Source organism: Thermodesulfatator autotrophicus, from assembly GCF_001642325.1.
Taxonomy (GTDB): Bacteria; Desulfobacterota; Thermodesulfobacteria; order Thermodesulfobacteriales; family Thermodesulfatatoraceae; genus Thermodesulfatator; species Thermodesulfatator autotrophicus.
This window is the reverse complement of the sequence record NZ_LSFI01000041.1, coordinates 1-14,968: the sequence shown is the minus strand read 5'-3', so window position 1 is coordinate 14,968 and position 14,968 is coordinate 1. Positions and strand designations below refer to the sequence as shown.

The following is a 14,968-nucleotide window of genomic DNA, read 5'->3' as shown; positions in this document are numbered from 1 at the left end:
ATTTTTAATTTAACCTGAAATCTTTACCTAAATACAACTCCCGTGCCAGAGGATTTTCGGCGATTTCTTCTGGTTTTCCCGAGGCTATAACTTGGCCGTCAGCTACAATATAGGCAAAATCACAAACTAGCAAGGTTTCCCGGACGTTGTGGTCAGAGATAAGTATCCCTAGCCCCTGTTCCCTGAGATTTCTGATAATTTCTTTTAAATCAGCCACGGCAATAGGGTCTATTCCGGCAAAGGGTTCATCTAAAAGTAGAAACTCTGGCTCTCTAGCAAGCGCTCTCATTATTTCAACCCGTCTTCTTTCGCCTCCTGAAAGGGCATAAGCCATCTGGTCCCGCAAAGGGGCCAGGCCAAAGCCCTCCAGCAATTCTTCAAGCCTTCTTTTTCTTTCTTTTCGAGGAATTTTTAGGATTTCTAAAACCAGGAGAATATTTTCGGCCACGGTTAAGCGCCTGAAAACAGAAGGTTCCTGAGGAAGATAAACTATTCCTTCCCAGGCCCTTTGGTGTATAGGTATGCGGGTAATGTCTTTATCATTTAAATATACTCTGCCGTCATCAACGGGTAAAAGCCCACAAACCATATAAAAAGTGGTGGTTTTGCCGGCGCCGTTTGGGCCAAGGAGCCCTACTACCTGGCTGGTGGCCACTTCCAGAGAAACCCCTTTAACCACCTCTCGCTTGCCAAAACGTTTGCGCAGATTTTGAGCTTTAAGAACTTTAGTCATAACTATTCTGTAAAGAGAATGGCTTCAGCCCTTTCTGATGGGTCTGATTCTGCCACGTAACGCTCTTCAGAAAGATAGAAGGTAATGCGTGAGCCTTTGACTGTGTTATCGCCCTGCCATATCACCGGCGAGCCTTCAAGGATTAAAATGTCTTTATCACGAAAATAAGAGGCCTTTTCAGAGTGAGCAAGCAGTTCTCCGCGTTTAATCTTTACTTTTCCCGTAGCTTCTATCTTTTTTACCTCTCTTTTGCCATTAATTAACTGATAAAAAACCACAAGTTTATCGGCAAAAATGGTGAAATCTTTCTTTTTAGCCACCACGTGGCCGGTGAAAATGACTTTGTTTTCTTTCTCTAGCACTTCCATGTGGTCAGCCTTAATAGAAATGGGCTCTTTGGCTAAAGCCAGTGAGCACCAAAATACAAAAGCCATTACCAAAAAGCCTTTTTTAAGCATCTATTTTTACCTCGGTTTGCTTTAATATTTTCATTTTGCCTGCTTTTAGGTCATAAACAAGGCCTTTTCCCCTGATAACCAGGCCTTCTTTTATTATTTTGACTTCAGCTGTGGTGATTAAAAGATTCTGGCCCGCTAAGTATTTAAGATAAGACGTAAAAAGTTCCCCTTTATTTTTGGTTTTAAGATGTACATTATTTTTGAAAATAAATTCGTCTTTTAGAGAATCATAATCTCCCTTTTCAGCGGTGATACAAAAACCTTCTTCCGGGCGGGCACAAATTTTAAGACTTAAGAAATTAATTCTGTCTTTTTCGTACATTAGTGCCTTTTCTGCCCATATTTTCCATTTGAGTTTTCCCTGTTCATAAATCACGTAATACAATTTTTTTATTTCTAGAGTGGGGACTAACTTTTCTTCAACTGACTTGGTTTCCTTAATTTTTAGAGAAGTCTTTTCTTCGTGTTCTGGGATTCGAGCGTTATCTAAAGTTTTTGGGGACTGTTGCGAACACGAGCAGCCCACCAAAAATATTAAAAACAACGCGTAAGCGAAGACGGAGCGAAACACCTTAAAACTTCCTCCCATTTTCCCTGGGCCTTTAGCAGAAGGTCGCACACTTCACGTACGGCCCCGTGGCCGCCCTTGTTTTGGGTAACATAATGGGCATAGTCTTTTACCGGTGGCCAGGCTTCAGGTACTGTAATAGCAAGCCCTACCCTGGCCAGCACAGGAATATCTACCCAGTCATCGCCCATAAAGGCGATATTCTGGTCAGAAAGGGCCTTTTTTCCTTTTATTTTTTCGTAAAGGGAAAGCTTGTCTTTTTCTCCCTGAAAAATCATGTCAATCCCCAGTTCCTGGGCCCGATGGGAAACGGGCTTAGAAGTACGGCTGGAAAGAAGCCCCACTTCAAGGCCTGCCATTTGCAAAAGTTTTATGCCCATGCCGTCACGTACACAGAAATGTTTTATTTCCCGGCCAGCTTCATCAACAATTATTCTTGCGTCAGTAAGAATGCCATCAACATCAAGGAGCAGGAGCCTTATTTTAGCTGCCTTTTCAAAGATTTCAGGCGGAAAGGATATCATTTTTCAGTATCACCTCATATATTTCTTTTAGAACCAGAAGGAGCTTCCTGGCTTCTTCCAGGGGTAAAGAATTAGGGCCGTCACAAAGGGCCTTTTCAGGTTCAGGATGGACTTCCATAAAAATGCCGTCAACCCCAGTAGCTATAGCGGCTCTGGCAAGTGGACCTACGAATTCTCGTTCTCCGCCAGAGGCCCCTCCTGCCCCTCCTGGAAGCTGAACGCTGTGGGTGGCGTCAAAGATAACTGGCACTCCGAAACTGCGCATGATGGGAAAGGTTCGCATATCAACCACCAGGTTCCGGTATCCAAAAGTATATCCCCTCTCGGTTAGCAAAATACCCTGAGCGCCGGCTCCTCGTGCTTTTTCTACGGCGTAATACATGTCCCAGGGGGAGACAAACTGGCCTTTTTTGATGTTTACTGGCCGCCCAGTGCGTGCCGCCGCTACGATTAAGTCTGTTTGTCGGCAAAGGAAGGCGGGTATCTGAATAATATCTAAAACTTCAGCCGCTGGTTCGGCCTGCCAGGGTTCGTGGATATCAGAAATAACGGGAACGTTCATCTCTTTTTTTACCTGTTCTAACATGGCAAGGCCTTTTTCAATCCCTGGCCCGCGATAAGAAGAAAGGGAAGTGCGGTTGGCTTTATCAAATGAGGCCTTAAAAACATAGTTAAAGCCAGCCTCTCTGGCGACTTCTTTCATAAAACGGGCACATTTAAGGGCAATGTCTATCTCTTCCAGCACACATGGGCCGGCAATGAGAAGCGGTTTTGCCCCTCCCACTTGGAAATTAGCTATTTTTACGCTATTAATCTTTGGCATCATTTTTGTATTTTAGCTTACTTATAATTTAATGCTATATGAATTTTGAAATAAGAGACTACCGCACCCGCATAGCCAGTGAAAAGCTTATTCCTTTCCGGGTAGTTTTAAGGGAATCAGACCTCTTGATTCTGGCAGAAAAAGACCTTTCCCAGGAAGCTCTAAAACTTCTTTATGACATACGCCAGGAGCTTGAAAACTACATTGCAAGATATCCTTTGTTCTTGAATAGCTTGAAACCTTTACCGTTTGACTCAGGAGCTCCACCTTTAGTTCAAAAAATGCTTAAGGCCGGGCGGCTGGCCGGAGTAGGACCAATGGCGGCGGTGGCTGGAGCTATTGCCCAGGAACTGGGGGAAAGATTAATAAACTTCGGATTAACCAGGGAAGTGGTGGTGGAAAATGGTGGTGATGTTTATCTCTCCTTAAAAAAAGAGGCCACCGTGGCTATATGGGCGGCTAATTCTCCCATTTCAGGTAGGCTTGGGTTACGCATCAAAAAAGGTCTTATGCCCTGTGGTGTTTGTACCTCTTCAGGGACCGTGGGTCACAGCTTGAGCCTCGGGAAAGCTGATGCCCTTTGCGTGATAGCCAAAGATACTGCTTTAGCTGACGCCTGTGCCACTGCTCTGGGAAACCTGGTTAAAACCCCAAAAGACTTTAAAAAATTAAAAAAAGCAGCTTCTAAGATTGACCACATACTGGGTGTTGTCTGTGTACTGGGTGATAAGCTTTTTGCTCAAGGAAAAGCCATTGAGCTGGTGCCGTTGAAAACCTAGTTGTTGCTGGGAGTACAAAACAGACGACATTTCTGGGGCTGTTATGGCGAGCGGAGCGAAGTAATCCCTGTCCTGAGCGGTAGCAAATGGAGGTAAAACTGCCACGATGACTGCGTAGTTTTGCGATGACATTCTGGAGAGCAAAAAATCACATTGAGACCTTTGCAAAACACTTTCCTGAGACTGCTTCGCTTATCCCGAGTGGAGTGTGGGACTCCTCGCCGTTGACAGCACGGACCAAGTCATTGGAGGCCTCGTCAGAGGGCGAAGCAATCTCAACCCGACAATCTCAGAGACTGCTTCGCTTCGCTCGCAGTGACGAAAAAAAGGGTGTCATTGTGAACCTTCTCTTTACTCGTCATTGTATGGTTTTTACGAGTGGAGTGGGGTAATTTCTTATGAGACTGCTTCGCCTGTCCCGAGCGAGAGCGAGGGATCTCCTCGCAGTGACAATGGGTTGTCATTGCGAGCCGCGAAGTGGCGAAGCAATCTCTTCCCTTAAAGTATAAAAACAATAATCTGCTAATCTGAAATCATGAAAGGAAGATCTGGGTGAGTTCCTGGGCTTCTTCTTCCGCTTGGGAAATCATCTGGTTCATGTCCTCAGGAGTTAGGTTGAATTTGTCTTTGGCAAGCGCGATTATGATTTCGCGTTCCTCTGCTGAGGTTTCGCGGTTATATCTCAAAAAAGAAGAAAGAAAAATACCAGGTTCTACTTCAGGGAAATGATGTTTTCCTATTGATTCGGCAAGATAAGGGGGAAGCTCCCATTCTTCAGCCATAAGAAGGCCTATTTCTTGATGGTCATAGCCTAAAGTCTTTTTTTCAATTTCAAGAATGTTTATCTCAGGTTCAAGATTCCAGGTCTCAATTACCGGGCAATAGTTTTTTTGAAAGACATGAAGAATTACGGGGACAGCAATATCTTGAAGCAGGCCAGCGCTAAAGGCTTCCACGTTGAAGTGAGGATGAAGGGCTTGGGCAATTTTTCGAGCTAAAGTTCCTCGCTTAGTGGCAGTTAACCAGAATAACTTGTAGTCTAAACAAGGAGTATTTATAGGCGGCAAGCTTTCTTTTACAGCCAGGGGGAGAAGGAGAGATTCAAGTCTTGCTCGGCCAAGTAGGGCCACGGCATGTTCTATGTTATTTACCTGTCGTGGTAGCCCAAAAGCCGCTGAGTTAACCGTTCGCAAAACTTTAAGATGTAGCCCTGGGTCAGCTGCTACCCTTTGGGCTATTTCTTTTACCGATGTCTCTGGGTCACGAATAGCCTCAAGGGCCAAAAGGGCAGCTTTTGGCAAGTAAGGAAGTTCAAAATCTTTTAATTTTTTACGTAATTCTTCTCTAGGGTCTTTTTTCTTTTTAAGAAAATTTAAAAGTCCCATTAATCTGCTCTCCTGGCAATTCTATTGGTGAAGATGGCTAGTAGCCCGCCTAACATAACATAACCGGTTATTACCTCTAAAATGGCAATTACCTGGCCTAGCATGGAATTGGGGATAACGTCCCCGTAACCCAGGGTAGTAAGGGTAACGATACTGTAGTAAAGAGGAGATAAAGGTGTAGGGTATTTTCCGTAATCCACTCCGATTAAATGATAAAGATAGGCGAAAAATATAGCTTGAAAAGCAATTAAAAGGCACCACCGGCCAAGGCTTCGGCCACAATCTGAAGTGAGCCACCACAAAAAATAAAGCAGGCGAGCCAGGCGTCCTTGCTGGCGAAATTCTTCCAGGTAGTTCTCATCCATAATATGGCGTCTTACCAGGTAAGCTCCAGAAAAATTTATGTCTCTTATATCAGCGCCTATCCAGATGGCTTTTTTATAACCTTTTATCATGCGTAGATGAGCCCCTCTCAGGTCAGCATCTTTAAAAATGGCCTTTTCTACCCGGCTCAAGTTGAGATGGGCTTCTTTAAATTTAGCGGCGGAAAAGTCCGCCTCGCGTAAGTCAGCTTCTCTGAGACGAGCCAGAGAAAAATCAGCACATTTGGCATCGGCTCCTTTAAGAGAGGCCTTGGTAAATGAGGCATGTTTGAAATTAGCGTTAAAAAGTCTGGCCTTTTTTAAGTTGGCCATACCAAAACCAGCGCCTTCGGCGTTAGCTCCCTCTAAATTGGCTCCCTCAAGATTGGCTCCGGTAAAATCTGCCCCCTTAAGGTTAGCTCCGGTGAAAAGGGTGCCTCTGAGGTTGGCTCGAAAAAATTTGGCTCCAGCCAGATTTTCACCACTAAAGTCCCGACCTTCTAAGTTTTTACCACTAAAGTCTAATTTTTCTTGGCAATTTAGTTTTTTCATATCCCTTTCTAATAATCGTATTTTCTTTAAAAAACTTTTCGGAAAATGATTGAATTTAGATGATTTTTTTGTTCAGCTTTGTTGACCTGATTTTTAAGTTATGTTAACAACAATTCCTAACCTAGAACTTTTATATATAAGGAGAATGCCCATGATAGAAGTAAGGCTTCATGGTAGGGGAGGGCAGGGGGGAGTTACCTCTGCTGAGCTAATTGCTATCTCGGCAATTAATCAGGGGAAATATGCCCAGGCGTTTCCGAGTTTTGGCCCTGAGCGCCGAGGGGCCCCGGTGATGGCCTTTGTGCGTATCAGCGACAAACGTATCCGGACCAGAGAAAAGGTCTATAATCCTGATATTGTGGTAGTGCTTGACCCTTCTCTTCCTACTATTGTCAATGTTACTGATGGCCTTAAAGAAGACGGCTGGGTTATTCTTAATTCTGCTAAAGATGAAAAGACTTTGAGAGAAATTTTAGGCGGCTTTAAGGGGAAACTGGCCGTAGTTGATGCTACTAAAATAGCTATAGAAGAGCTGGGCCTACCCATTACCAATACTACCATGTTAGGAGCCTTCTTGAAGGCAACCGGCCTGGTGGACCAGAAGTATCTGGAAGAAGCCCTTGAACACCGTTTTGGGCGCCTGGCTGATAAGAATAAGGCCGCTATGGCTCGTGCTATTAAAGAAACTAAAATTTACGCCTAAGGAGTTTGTTATGGGTAAAGATAAAGGAATGATGCCCTGGCAAGAGGTTCCTTTTGGGCTTTATATTCTTGAGCCCGGGAACAGTGCCGAATTTAAGACGGGTAATTGGCGTTCTATGCGCCCTGTGCTTGACAAGGACAAGTGCATTAAATGCGGTACATGCTACATAATGTGCCCTGACATGTGTTATGACCAGCGCGATGAAGAAGGCTATTATTTGGTAAACCTTTACTACTGTAAGGGCTGCGGGATTTGTATGGCCACCTGTCCTAAAGGGGCCATTACTATGGTTATGGAGGAGGTTTAAGTTATGGGAAAAAGAATTGCTAAAGAGGTATCTATAGCCATTGCTGACGCCGTTAAACTGGCTAAGGCAGAAGTTATTGCTGCCTATCCTATTACCCCGCAGACCCATATTGTGGAACACCTGAGTGAACTGGTGGCCAACGGTGAGCTTGACGCCGAGTATATTACTGTAGAATCCGAACACTCGGCCATGAGTGCAGCTATTGGAGCGGTAGCCACTGGAGCACGCACTTTTACCTCTACAGCTGCTCAAGGGCTGGCTCTTATGCACGAAATGCTATTTATTGCTTCAGCTATGAGGCTTCCAGTGGTAATGGTAGTGGCTAACAGAGCTCTTTCTGCCCCTATCAGTATCTGGAATGACCATAGCGATATTATGGCCAATCGTGATATTGGCTGGATTCAGGTCTGGGCGGAAAATGGTCAGGAAGCGGTTGACCTTACTATTCAGGCCTTCCGTATAGCTGAAGACAAAAACGTTATGTTCCCCATCATAGTCAATATTGACGGCTTTGTTCTCTCTCACGTTATTGAGCCCATTATCCTCCCTGATCAAGAAGAAGTTGACGCCTTTTTACCGGCATTTAAACCCAAATATAAGCTTGATCCCAGAAAGCCCATTACCATGGGGCCGGTAGGGGTCCCTGAAATTTACTTTGAAGCCAAAAAAGCCCAGGACGAAGCCTTTAGAAATACGCCCAAAGTGATAAAGCGTGTGTGGAAAGACTGGGCTAAGCGCTTTGGCCGAGAATACAATGCCGTTGAGACTTACCGTATGGAAGATGCCGAAGTAGCCCTCCTTATTATGGGAAGTCTAGCAGAAACTGCCATGACAGCCGTTGATAAAATGCGTGATGAAGGCAAGAAAGTGGGGCTCGTGCGTATAAGGCTCTGGCGGCCGTTCCCTGTTCAGGAGTTCAGGCGTGCGGTTTCAAAAGTGCCTGTGTTGGCGGTGATTGATAGGGCTATGCCACCAGGTGCGGTTAACGGGCCAGTAGCTACTGAAGTCAAGGCGGCCCTTTACAATGCTGGCCGTAAGCCCAGAGTGGTTAATTTTATCGCTGGCCTTGGTGGTAGAGACGTGACGGTGGAAGATTTTGAAGAAATGGCAGAAAGGGCTGCTTTTTACCGTAAAAAGCGGCCAAAAGAACTATATGAAACAATAGGGGTGCGTGAGTCATGATACCAGAATTCAATAAATTTAAAGGTTTTTCTCTTAAAAATTTGCCGGAAGTGGAGCCTATTGCTCCAGGTCACAGGGGTTGTCAGGGCTGTGGTGAAATTTTAGCTTTGCGCATGGCCATGAAGGCCCTGGGCACTGATGTTATTGTGGCCAATGCCACGGGCTGTATGGAAATTATTACCTCGCCTTTCCCCCATACTTCCTGGAGGGTTCCCTGGATACACACCGCATTTGAAAACACAGCAGCGGTGGCTTCTGGAATAGAGGCAGCTCTTAAGGTGCTTAAAAGAAAGGGACGTTTTCCGAAAAGCCGTCATGTTGATGTGGTTGCAGTGGCAGGAGACGGTGGTACAGCTGATATTGGGCTTCAGGCTCTCTCTGGTGCCCTTGAGCGCGGCCATGATTTTGTCTATATCTGCCTAGATAACGAAGCGTACATGAATACAGGGGTCCAGCGTTCAAGCTGTACTCCTTTTGGTGCTATGACCACCACCAGCCCTCCAGGAGAACGCAGTTTTGGCCAGATGACCTGGAAAAAGAATGTTCCTCAAATTGCGGTAGCCCACGGCATTCCTTACGTGGCTACGGCTAGTCCGGCCTTTTTTCTAGACCTTATGAACAAGGTCAAGAAAGCAGCTCTGGTAAAGGGGCCAGCTTACGTGCACATTTATTCTCCCTGTCCCACAGGTTGGGGATCTCGCGGAGAAGATTCCATTAAGATCGCGCGTCTGGCAGTGGATACTAAAGTATTCCCCCTTTACGAGGTTATTGAGGGCAAGTATTACATCACCCGCAAGATTACCAAGCCCAAACCTGTAGAAGAGTACTTGAAAACTCAGCGTCGTTTCCGTCATCTAACTCCTGAGGTAGTAGCTGAGATTCAGCGGCGGGTGGATGCTGAGTATGAACGCCTATTAAAGTTAGCTGAACTTTAGAAGTAAAGGGAGCCGAGAGCGTCGGCTCCCTAAAAATTGAGACTTGACAGGGCTTAAGTAGCTCGTTATTTAATTAAAAGCAACTTGAAAGCGGGAGTAGCTCAGTTGGTAGAGCGCCACCTTGCCAAGGTGGATGTCGCGGGTTCAAGTCCCGTCTCCCGCTCCATTTTTTATATGCCAAAAGAGATATAAGCGCCAAAGCCATCTTGGGGACTGCCCTCCTTCATTTGGTAATGATATTTCAAAATCATAGACGGCGTTTATCCTGGTAGGTATGTAGATAAAATTCTACATATTTTCCTATTTGTCCGCTCGTCATTAAATAGTCCTGTTTGTCATTTTTCTCTCCAGCTCCTACCTATTTTAGATATCCTACCTAAAAACTAGGGAGGTTTTTATGCCCAAAAAGAAAAGGGAATTGGGAGACCTTAGTGTTGACCCGGCTGTTCTTGATATCCTTTCTTTAGCCAGGAAGGAAGATTATGAAACTGTCTGGGACCGCCTTGAGCGCCAGTCACCACATTGTAAGTTCGGCACAAATGGGGTTTGCTGTCGTAATTGTATTATGGGGCCCTGCCGCGTTACTGAAAAAAATCCCAGAGGTGTTTGTGGAGCTGACGCCGCAACTATTGTAGCCAGAAATTTAATTAGGGCCCTGGCAGCTGGGGCAGCAGCCCACTCAGACCACGGGCGAGCCGTAGCAGTCTTATTTAACGAGGTAGCCCGGGATGAAAACAAAGAGTATCAAATTAGCGATGAGGCTAAACTCAAAGCTATCGCTGAGAAACTAAATATAGATACTTCACAGGATATCAGTTCCATTGCCAGAGAAGTAGCCCGGATGGCCCTTGAAGATTTCGGTAAACAGGACGAAGCACCCCTTAACTTTTTAAAAGCCTACGCCCCTCAAAAAAGAAAAGAAACATGGCAGAAAGTAGAACAGATTCTTTTCTCTAAAACTGATAAAAAGATGGGGATCCTTCCTCGCAATATTGACCGCGAAATAACAGAATGTATGCACCGAACCACTATGGGCGTAGATAATCAAGCCCTTTCAATTTTGGCTCAAGGCGTAAGAACTGCCCTGGCTGATGGCTGGGGAGGTTCTCTTATTGCCACGGAACTTCAAGATGTTTTGTTTGGCACACCAGACAAAAAGGTTATTAAGGCCAATCTGGGTGTTTTAAAAGAAGATCAGGTAAACATCATTGTCCATGGTCACGAGCCAATACTTTCAGAGCAAGTGGTGGCTGCGGCTATGAGCCCCGAAATGCAGGAAAAGGCCAAACAAGTCGGAGCTAAAGGCATAAACGTGGCAGGAATTTGTTGTACGGCTAACGAGGTTCTTATGAGGCGTGGAGTTCCGGTAGCCGGGAACATGATTCACCAGGAGTTGGCCATTATGACTGGAGTGGTAGAAGCTATGGTGGTAGATGTGCAGTGTATTTTTCCTTCTCTTGGGCCTTTAGCCAAATGTTTTCACACCAGATTTATTTCCACCAGTGACCGTGCTGCTTTTCCTGAGGCTATACATGTCCAGTTTGATGAACATCATGCCAGAGAGGTAGCTCAAAGAATAGTGGAAATGGCGATAGATGCTTATAGTGAGAGAGACCCACAAAAAGTCCACATACCAAAAGAAGTGGAGGAAGCAGTAGTTGGTTTTAGCGTAGAAGAAATCATTAAGATTTTGGGAGGTAGCCCTAAACCTCTGGTAGATGCTATTCTGGCTGGCAAAATCAAGGGTGTGGTTGGTATCGTCGGTTGTAATAATCCTAAAGTAAAGCATGATGCCTTTCACATAAGTTTGACCAGAGAGCTTATAAAGAAAGATATCCTGGTTATTGGCACTGGTTGCTGGGCTATTGCGGCGGCTAAGGCGGGATTGATGAAAATTGAAGCCCAGTCATTGGCAGGAGAGGGTTTAAAAGAAGTTTGTCAGGCCCTTGATATCCCGCCAGTCCTTCACATGGGCTCCTGTGTTGACTGTTCACGCATGCTGGTGCTAGCCGGAGCCCTGGCGGATTACCTTAAAGTGGATATCTCAGACCTTCCTTTGGTGGGTTCAGCTCCAGAATGGATGACAGAAAAGGCCGTGTCTATTGGAACTTATTTTGTGGCTTCAGGTGTGCCTGTCCATCTCTGGCCCATGCCTCCCATTGGTGGGAGTGAAGAAGTGGTTGGCATCCTTACTGAGGGGATCAAAGAATTGCTTGGTGGTTATTTCTTTGTGGAAGAAGACCCGGTTAAGACGGCTTCTTTGATGGAAGAAATCATTATGGAAAAACGCAAATCTTTTTAGCTGCCTTCTGGCCGGGAAGATGTTAACTTTATAGTAAAACTTCCCGGCCAGGCCATGATTAATATTATAAGCGAGCTTTTTAGAAATTTTGACGCAGGTTTAGTTATATTTGATGACAAATTTAACATCCTTTGTGTAAACAATTTCATAAGGGAAAATTTTTCATTACCTCCCGGGAAAAATAGTCTTCTTGCCCTTCATGACGAACAGGCCAGAGAAAAAATTCTTAAAATGAAAGAAGAGGCCACTTCTTATGGGCAAAGCCACAGTTACATCTTAAAAATTTTTAATGGTCAGCACCATGGAGAAATATTCTTGTTAGGAAAAGTTTTTTTGCTGGAAGGAGACTGTGAATATAAATTTTTAGCGCTTCTTTTTGATATTACTTTTTTGACCGCGGATAAACAGCACAGAATTTTAAAAATTCCCGTCTATGATGATGAGACCATTCTGTTTCTAGAAGTAAAGGAGATAGAGTTTTTTAAAGCAGCGGGGAATTATACCGAGCTTTTTTGTAATGAAAAAACATATTTATGCCCATTGTCTCTGGCTAAAATAGAAAAATTTTTAGACAAAAATCAATTTTTTAGAATTCACCGCAGTTATATTGTCAATTTAGCTTTTATTAAGAGGCTTCTTAAAGAGGGATCTCGCTACTTTTTGTTATTAAAAAGCAGGCAAATCTTGCCAGTTAGCAAGAGGAAAAGCAAAGAATTTTTGAATATTTTTGGACTTAAGTAGTAGAAGGAATTGACTTAAGTGGTGCCGAGGGCGGGACTCGAACCCGCACGGGCTTACGCCCACTGCCCCCTCAAGACAGCGTGTCTACCAATTCCACCACCTCGGCACGCTCTTTTTATTTAAAGCCAATTTGGGCTTTAGTCAAGGCCGTTTAGAGCCTAAATAATCAGGGCCCTTCCTGCTACCATTAAATAGGTGCGTTCGCAGAGTCTGGCTACTTTTTGATTAAGAAGTCCCAAACTTTCAGCAAACATTCTGATTTCTTTATCCGCTGGCACAGGGGCCAGGCCTATTTCATTTGATACGATTATTAGGGGATAAGAAAAATTTTTTATGCTATCAAGCAAAGACTTTAAGTAGGAATCAACATCTTTTTGGTGATAAAAGAGATTTCCCAGCCACACTGTCAAACAATCAATAAGGGCTACACCACAGGATTCAATTTCACTAAGAATTTGAGGAAGCTCAAGGGGGACTTCCAGTGTATGCCAGTTTTGACCTCGTTCGCGGCGGTGGCGTTTAATTTTTTCCGCCATTTCTTTGTTAAAGGCCTGGGCGGTGGCCAGGAAAATGCGTGGCTCCGGGAATTCGTTTCCCAGTTTCAGGGCAAAATTGCTTTTTCCACTTTTTATGCCGCCAAGAACCAGTATCTTCATAGCTATTTATGGGCAGGCACTTGACCTGCCCCTATTAGCCTATTTGTTGGAGAAGCTCTTTTACCGTAGGGAACAAATCTAAGTTAGTATGAGGTAAAAACAGGGCCGAAACATAATAGTCCATATATCCCGGGTGAGCTGAGAGTTCAAAGTGGGTCATCATCTGAGCCACGCGCTCCATCTCAGCCAGAACTTCTTTAGAAAGCGCTGCCATTCTTGCTCCCATGAGCGAGCTGTTACCTACGAAGTAGAAATTTTCCCGGGGCAAATCCGGTAAAAGGCCAATAATTATGGCCTGCTCAAGGTCAAGGAAGCTTCCAAAGTTTCCCGCAAGAATCACTCGTTCAACCATCGTAATATCAAGCCCTACGGATTCAAGTAAAGTCTGGTAGCCTGAAAACATGGCCCCTTTGGCCCGAATGAGGTTGTCAATATCAGCTTCCGTAAAAACGATGTCTTCTCCGGTGGCAGACTCTTCTTTCCACACCAGAACGTATTCCCAGCCTTCACGGCCCTCTCTTATACGTGGAGAATTAAGGTCACGGCGAAATTTTCCTGACTGGTCAATAATTCCTTCAATAAAAAGTGTGGCCAGAAGGGAGATAATACCCGAGCCGCAGATGCCTTTGGGCTTTTTGTTGCCAATGGTAAGAATCATGGGCTCAAGGGTTTGGGGGTCAATGCTTACAGCCTCTATGGCCCCGATGGTAGCTCGCATTCCATGTTTTATTCCTCCTCCTTCAAAGGCCGGCCCGGCAGAGCAGGCAGCACAGGCCAGAAAATCTTTATTGCCGACCACGATTTCGCCGTTTGTCCCAATGTCAATAAATAAAGTAAGAGGGTCTTCTTTGGCCATACCAGTAGCCACTACGCCGGCGGTAATATCACCGCCTACATAACTGGCCACACACGGAGCCAGAGTTAATATGGTTTGTTCTCCGGCAGGTAAACCTAAATCCTTGGCAGGCACCAAGGGGAAACGCGAGGCCACTGGCACGTAAGGGCTTTCCCTCAAGAACCTGGGCTCAAGAAATAGCAGGAAGTGACTCATCACGGTGTTTCCCGCCAGAGAATAATGAGAGAGCTCTTCAGGGTTTATGTTATTCTGCTGGCAAAGTTCCTGAGCCAGCTTTCCAAGGCATTCAATAACTTTTTCGTGAAGTATTTTTAGGCCGTCCTTTTTGCGAGCAAATTCAATGCGGCTTATGACATCTTCCCCGTAACTTATTTGTGGGTTGTAATCAGAAGTCTCCCCCAGGATTTTGCCACTTACAAGGTCAACCAGTTGGGCGCAAATAGTGGTAGTTCCGATATCCACTGCCAGGGCAAAATGCCTTTTGGTGGTGTTTCCGGCTTCTACTCCGAGTAATTTAGGAGGCGTTTCTTCAAATAAGATAGCAGTAGTTTCAAAATTTTTCTCACGCAACCGGTAAGGCAAGTTCCGTAAAAGACGCCAGTTTACCTCTAAACGCTCTACGCCAAGGTTTTGTAAAAGAGCTGTTTCAAGGCGTGAGAGGTCAGGCATGTTATTTTCAAGGCTTGGTGGCTCAAGTTTGAGATAGATTTTTTTAATAGCCGGGTCTATGGAGACTTGAGCGGCTTCGCGGGCCTCAAGCCAGGCTGAAGCTACTTTTTTCACCGGGCGCAAAAGGGCGCGGCGGTCAACTTCACTTTCCACAGGAATACGAATAGTTACATCGCTTTTGGGATAAAGGGTGCAGGCCTTGTAACCGCCTTCGGGGAGGGGCTCTCCCTCTACTTCTCCCCCCTCCACAAAGACGCGGCACTTACCACAAACACCTGCCCCGCCACAGGAAGCGTTTATATGAAGGCCAGCCTTCATGGCTGCCCTGATTATGGTTTCTGTTTCAGGGATTTCTACCGTAATGTTGGCTGGCAAAAAGGTAACCTTGGGCATAGGCCCTCCTAAAGCTCAAGCCAGGATTCAGAAAAGATAG

General features: G+C 45.1%; 16 protein-coding genes and 2 tRNA genes. 8 read left to right on the top strand and 10 right to left on the bottom strand.

From position 1 onward, the window contains the following. Positions 1 to 4: 4 nt before the first annotated feature. Genes lptB through kdsA form a run of 5 tightly spaced genes read right to left on the bottom strand, consistent with a single transcriptional unit; the run spans position 5 to position 3,106 of the window. Positions 5 to 733, bottom strand: a complete 729-nt coding sequence (gene lptB / locus TH606_RS08655) for an LPS export ABC transporter ATP-binding protein (RefSeq protein ID WP_068542970.1) — start codon at positions 731 to 733, stop codon at positions 5 to 7. Positions 734 to 735: 2 nt separating this feature from the next. Continuing rightward, positions 736 to 1,191, bottom strand: coding sequence for a lipopolysaccharide transport periplasmic protein LptA (gene lptA / locus TH606_RS08650; protein WP_068542968.1), 456 nt, complete (start codon positions 1,189 to 1,191; stop codon positions 736 to 738). Further along, entirely contained in the window at positions 1,184 to 1,762 is a 579-nt protein-coding gene (gene lptC / locus TH606_RS08645; RefSeq protein WP_197460541.1) for an LPS export ABC transporter periplasmic protein LptC, read from the bottom strand. The genes lptA and lptC overlap by 8 nt, the downstream gene beginning before the upstream one ends. Then, complete coding sequence (locus TH606_RS08640) at positions 1,726 to 2,283, bottom strand: KdsC family phosphatase (protein ID WP_068542963.1); 558 nt, start codon at positions 2,281 to 2,283, stop codon at positions 1,726 to 1,728. The genes lptC and TH606_RS08640 overlap by 37 nt, the downstream gene beginning before the upstream one ends. After that, positions 2,264 to 3,106: a 3-deoxy-8-phosphooctulonate synthase gene (gene kdsA / locus TH606_RS08635; protein WP_068542992.1), complete on the bottom strand. Its 843-nt coding sequence runs from the start codon at positions 3,104 to 3,106 to the stop codon at positions 2,264 to 2,266. Before kdsA ends, TH606_RS08640 begins: the two co-directional genes overlap by 20 nt. A gap of 38 nt (positions 3,107 to 3,144) precedes the next feature. Here kdsA and TH606_RS08630 point away from each other — a divergent pair, with 38 nt between their 5' ends. Continuing rightward, positions 3,145 to 3,885, top strand: a complete 741-nt coding sequence (locus TH606_RS08630) for a UPF0280 family protein (RefSeq protein WP_068542962.1) — start codon at positions 3,145 to 3,147, stop codon at positions 3,883 to 3,885. 533 nt (positions 3,886 to 4,418) lie between these two features. Here TH606_RS08630 and TH606_RS08620 read toward each other — a convergent pair. Continuing rightward, positions 4,419 to 5,270, bottom strand: a complete 852-nt coding sequence (locus tag TH606_RS08620) for an HDOD domain-containing protein (protein WP_068542958.1) — start codon at positions 5,268 to 5,270, stop codon at positions 4,419 to 4,421. After that, positions 5,270 to 6,184 carry a pentapeptide repeat-containing protein gene (locus TH606_RS08615; RefSeq protein WP_068542956.1) on the bottom strand — a complete coding sequence of 305 codons (915 nt, stop codon included), beginning with the start codon at positions 6,182 to 6,184 and terminating at the stop codon, positions 5,270 to 5,272. Before TH606_RS08615 ends, TH606_RS08620 begins: the two co-directional genes overlap by 1 nt. 151 nt (positions 6,185 to 6,335) lie before the next feature. Here TH606_RS08615 and TH606_RS08610 point away from each other — a divergent pair, with 151 nt between their 5' ends. The 7 genes from TH606_RS08610 to TH606_RS08580 all read left to right on the top strand — a co-directional run bounded on the left by TH606_RS08610 (position 6,336) and on the right by TH606_RS08580 (position 12,354). Then, complete coding sequence (locus TH606_RS08610; RefSeq protein WP_068542954.1) at positions 6,336 to 6,887, top strand: pyruvate ferredoxin oxidoreductase subunit gamma; 552 nt, start codon at positions 6,336 to 6,338, stop codon at positions 6,885 to 6,887. Between the two features lie 10 nt (positions 6,888 to 6,897). Beyond that, positions 6,898 to 7,194, top strand: a complete 297-nt coding sequence (locus tag TH606_RS08605; RefSeq protein ID WP_068542951.1) for a 4Fe-4S binding protein — start codon at positions 6,898 to 6,900, stop codon at positions 7,192 to 7,194. A 3-nt stretch (positions 7,195 to 7,197) separates the two neighbouring features. Beyond that, positions 7,198 to 8,376, top strand: coding sequence for a transketolase C-terminal domain-containing protein (locus TH606_RS08600; protein ID WP_068542950.1), 1,179 nt, complete (start codon positions 7,198 to 7,200; stop codon positions 8,374 to 8,376). After that, positions 8,373 to 9,311, top strand: coding sequence for a pyruvate synthase subunit PorB (gene porB / locus TH606_RS08595; RefSeq protein WP_068542948.1), 939 nt, complete (start codon positions 8,373 to 8,375; stop codon positions 9,309 to 9,311). The genes TH606_RS08600 and porB overlap by 4 nt, the downstream gene beginning before the upstream one ends. Positions 9,312 to 9,401: 90 nt before the next feature. After that, positions 9,402 to 9,477, top strand: a tRNA-Gly gene (locus tag TH606_RS08590). Between the two features lie 231 nt (positions 9,478 to 9,708). Next, positions 9,709 to 11,613: an anaerobic carbon-monoxide dehydrogenase catalytic subunit gene (gene cooS / locus TH606_RS08585; protein ID WP_068542946.1), complete on the top strand. Its 1,905-nt coding sequence runs from the start codon at positions 9,709 to 9,711 to the stop codon at positions 11,611 to 11,613. Positions 11,614 to 11,667: 54 nt separating this feature from the next. Next, positions 11,668 to 12,354 carry a LytR/AlgR family response regulator transcription factor gene (locus TH606_RS08580; RefSeq protein WP_068542944.1) on the top strand — a complete coding sequence of 229 codons (687 nt, stop codon included), beginning with the start codon at positions 11,668 to 11,670 and terminating at the stop codon, positions 12,352 to 12,354. Positions 12,355 to 12,373: 19 nt separating this feature from the next. On the opposite strand, the gene TH606_RS08575 is transcribed toward TH606_RS08580, so the two are convergent. The 3 genes from TH606_RS08575 to TH606_RS08565 all read right to left on the bottom strand — a co-directional run bounded on the left by TH606_RS08575 (position 12,374) and on the right by TH606_RS08565 (position 14,928). Continuing rightward, a tRNA-Leu gene (locus TH606_RS08575) sits at positions 12,374 to 12,460 on the bottom strand. 52 nt (positions 12,461 to 12,512) lie between these two features. Beyond that, positions 12,513 to 13,010 (bottom strand): bifunctional adenosylcobinamide kinase/adenosylcobinamide-phosphate guanylyltransferase, encoded by a 498-nt coding sequence (locus TH606_RS08570; protein ID WP_068542942.1) that lies wholly within the window; start codon positions 13,008 to 13,010, stop codon positions 12,513 to 12,515. Between the two features lie 34 nt (positions 13,011 to 13,044). Continuing rightward, positions 13,045 to 14,928, bottom strand: a complete 1,884-nt coding sequence (locus tag TH606_RS08565) for an ASKHA domain-containing protein (protein ID WP_068542940.1) — start codon at positions 14,926 to 14,928, stop codon at positions 13,045 to 13,047. Positions 14,929 to 14,968 lie beyond the last annotated feature (40 nt).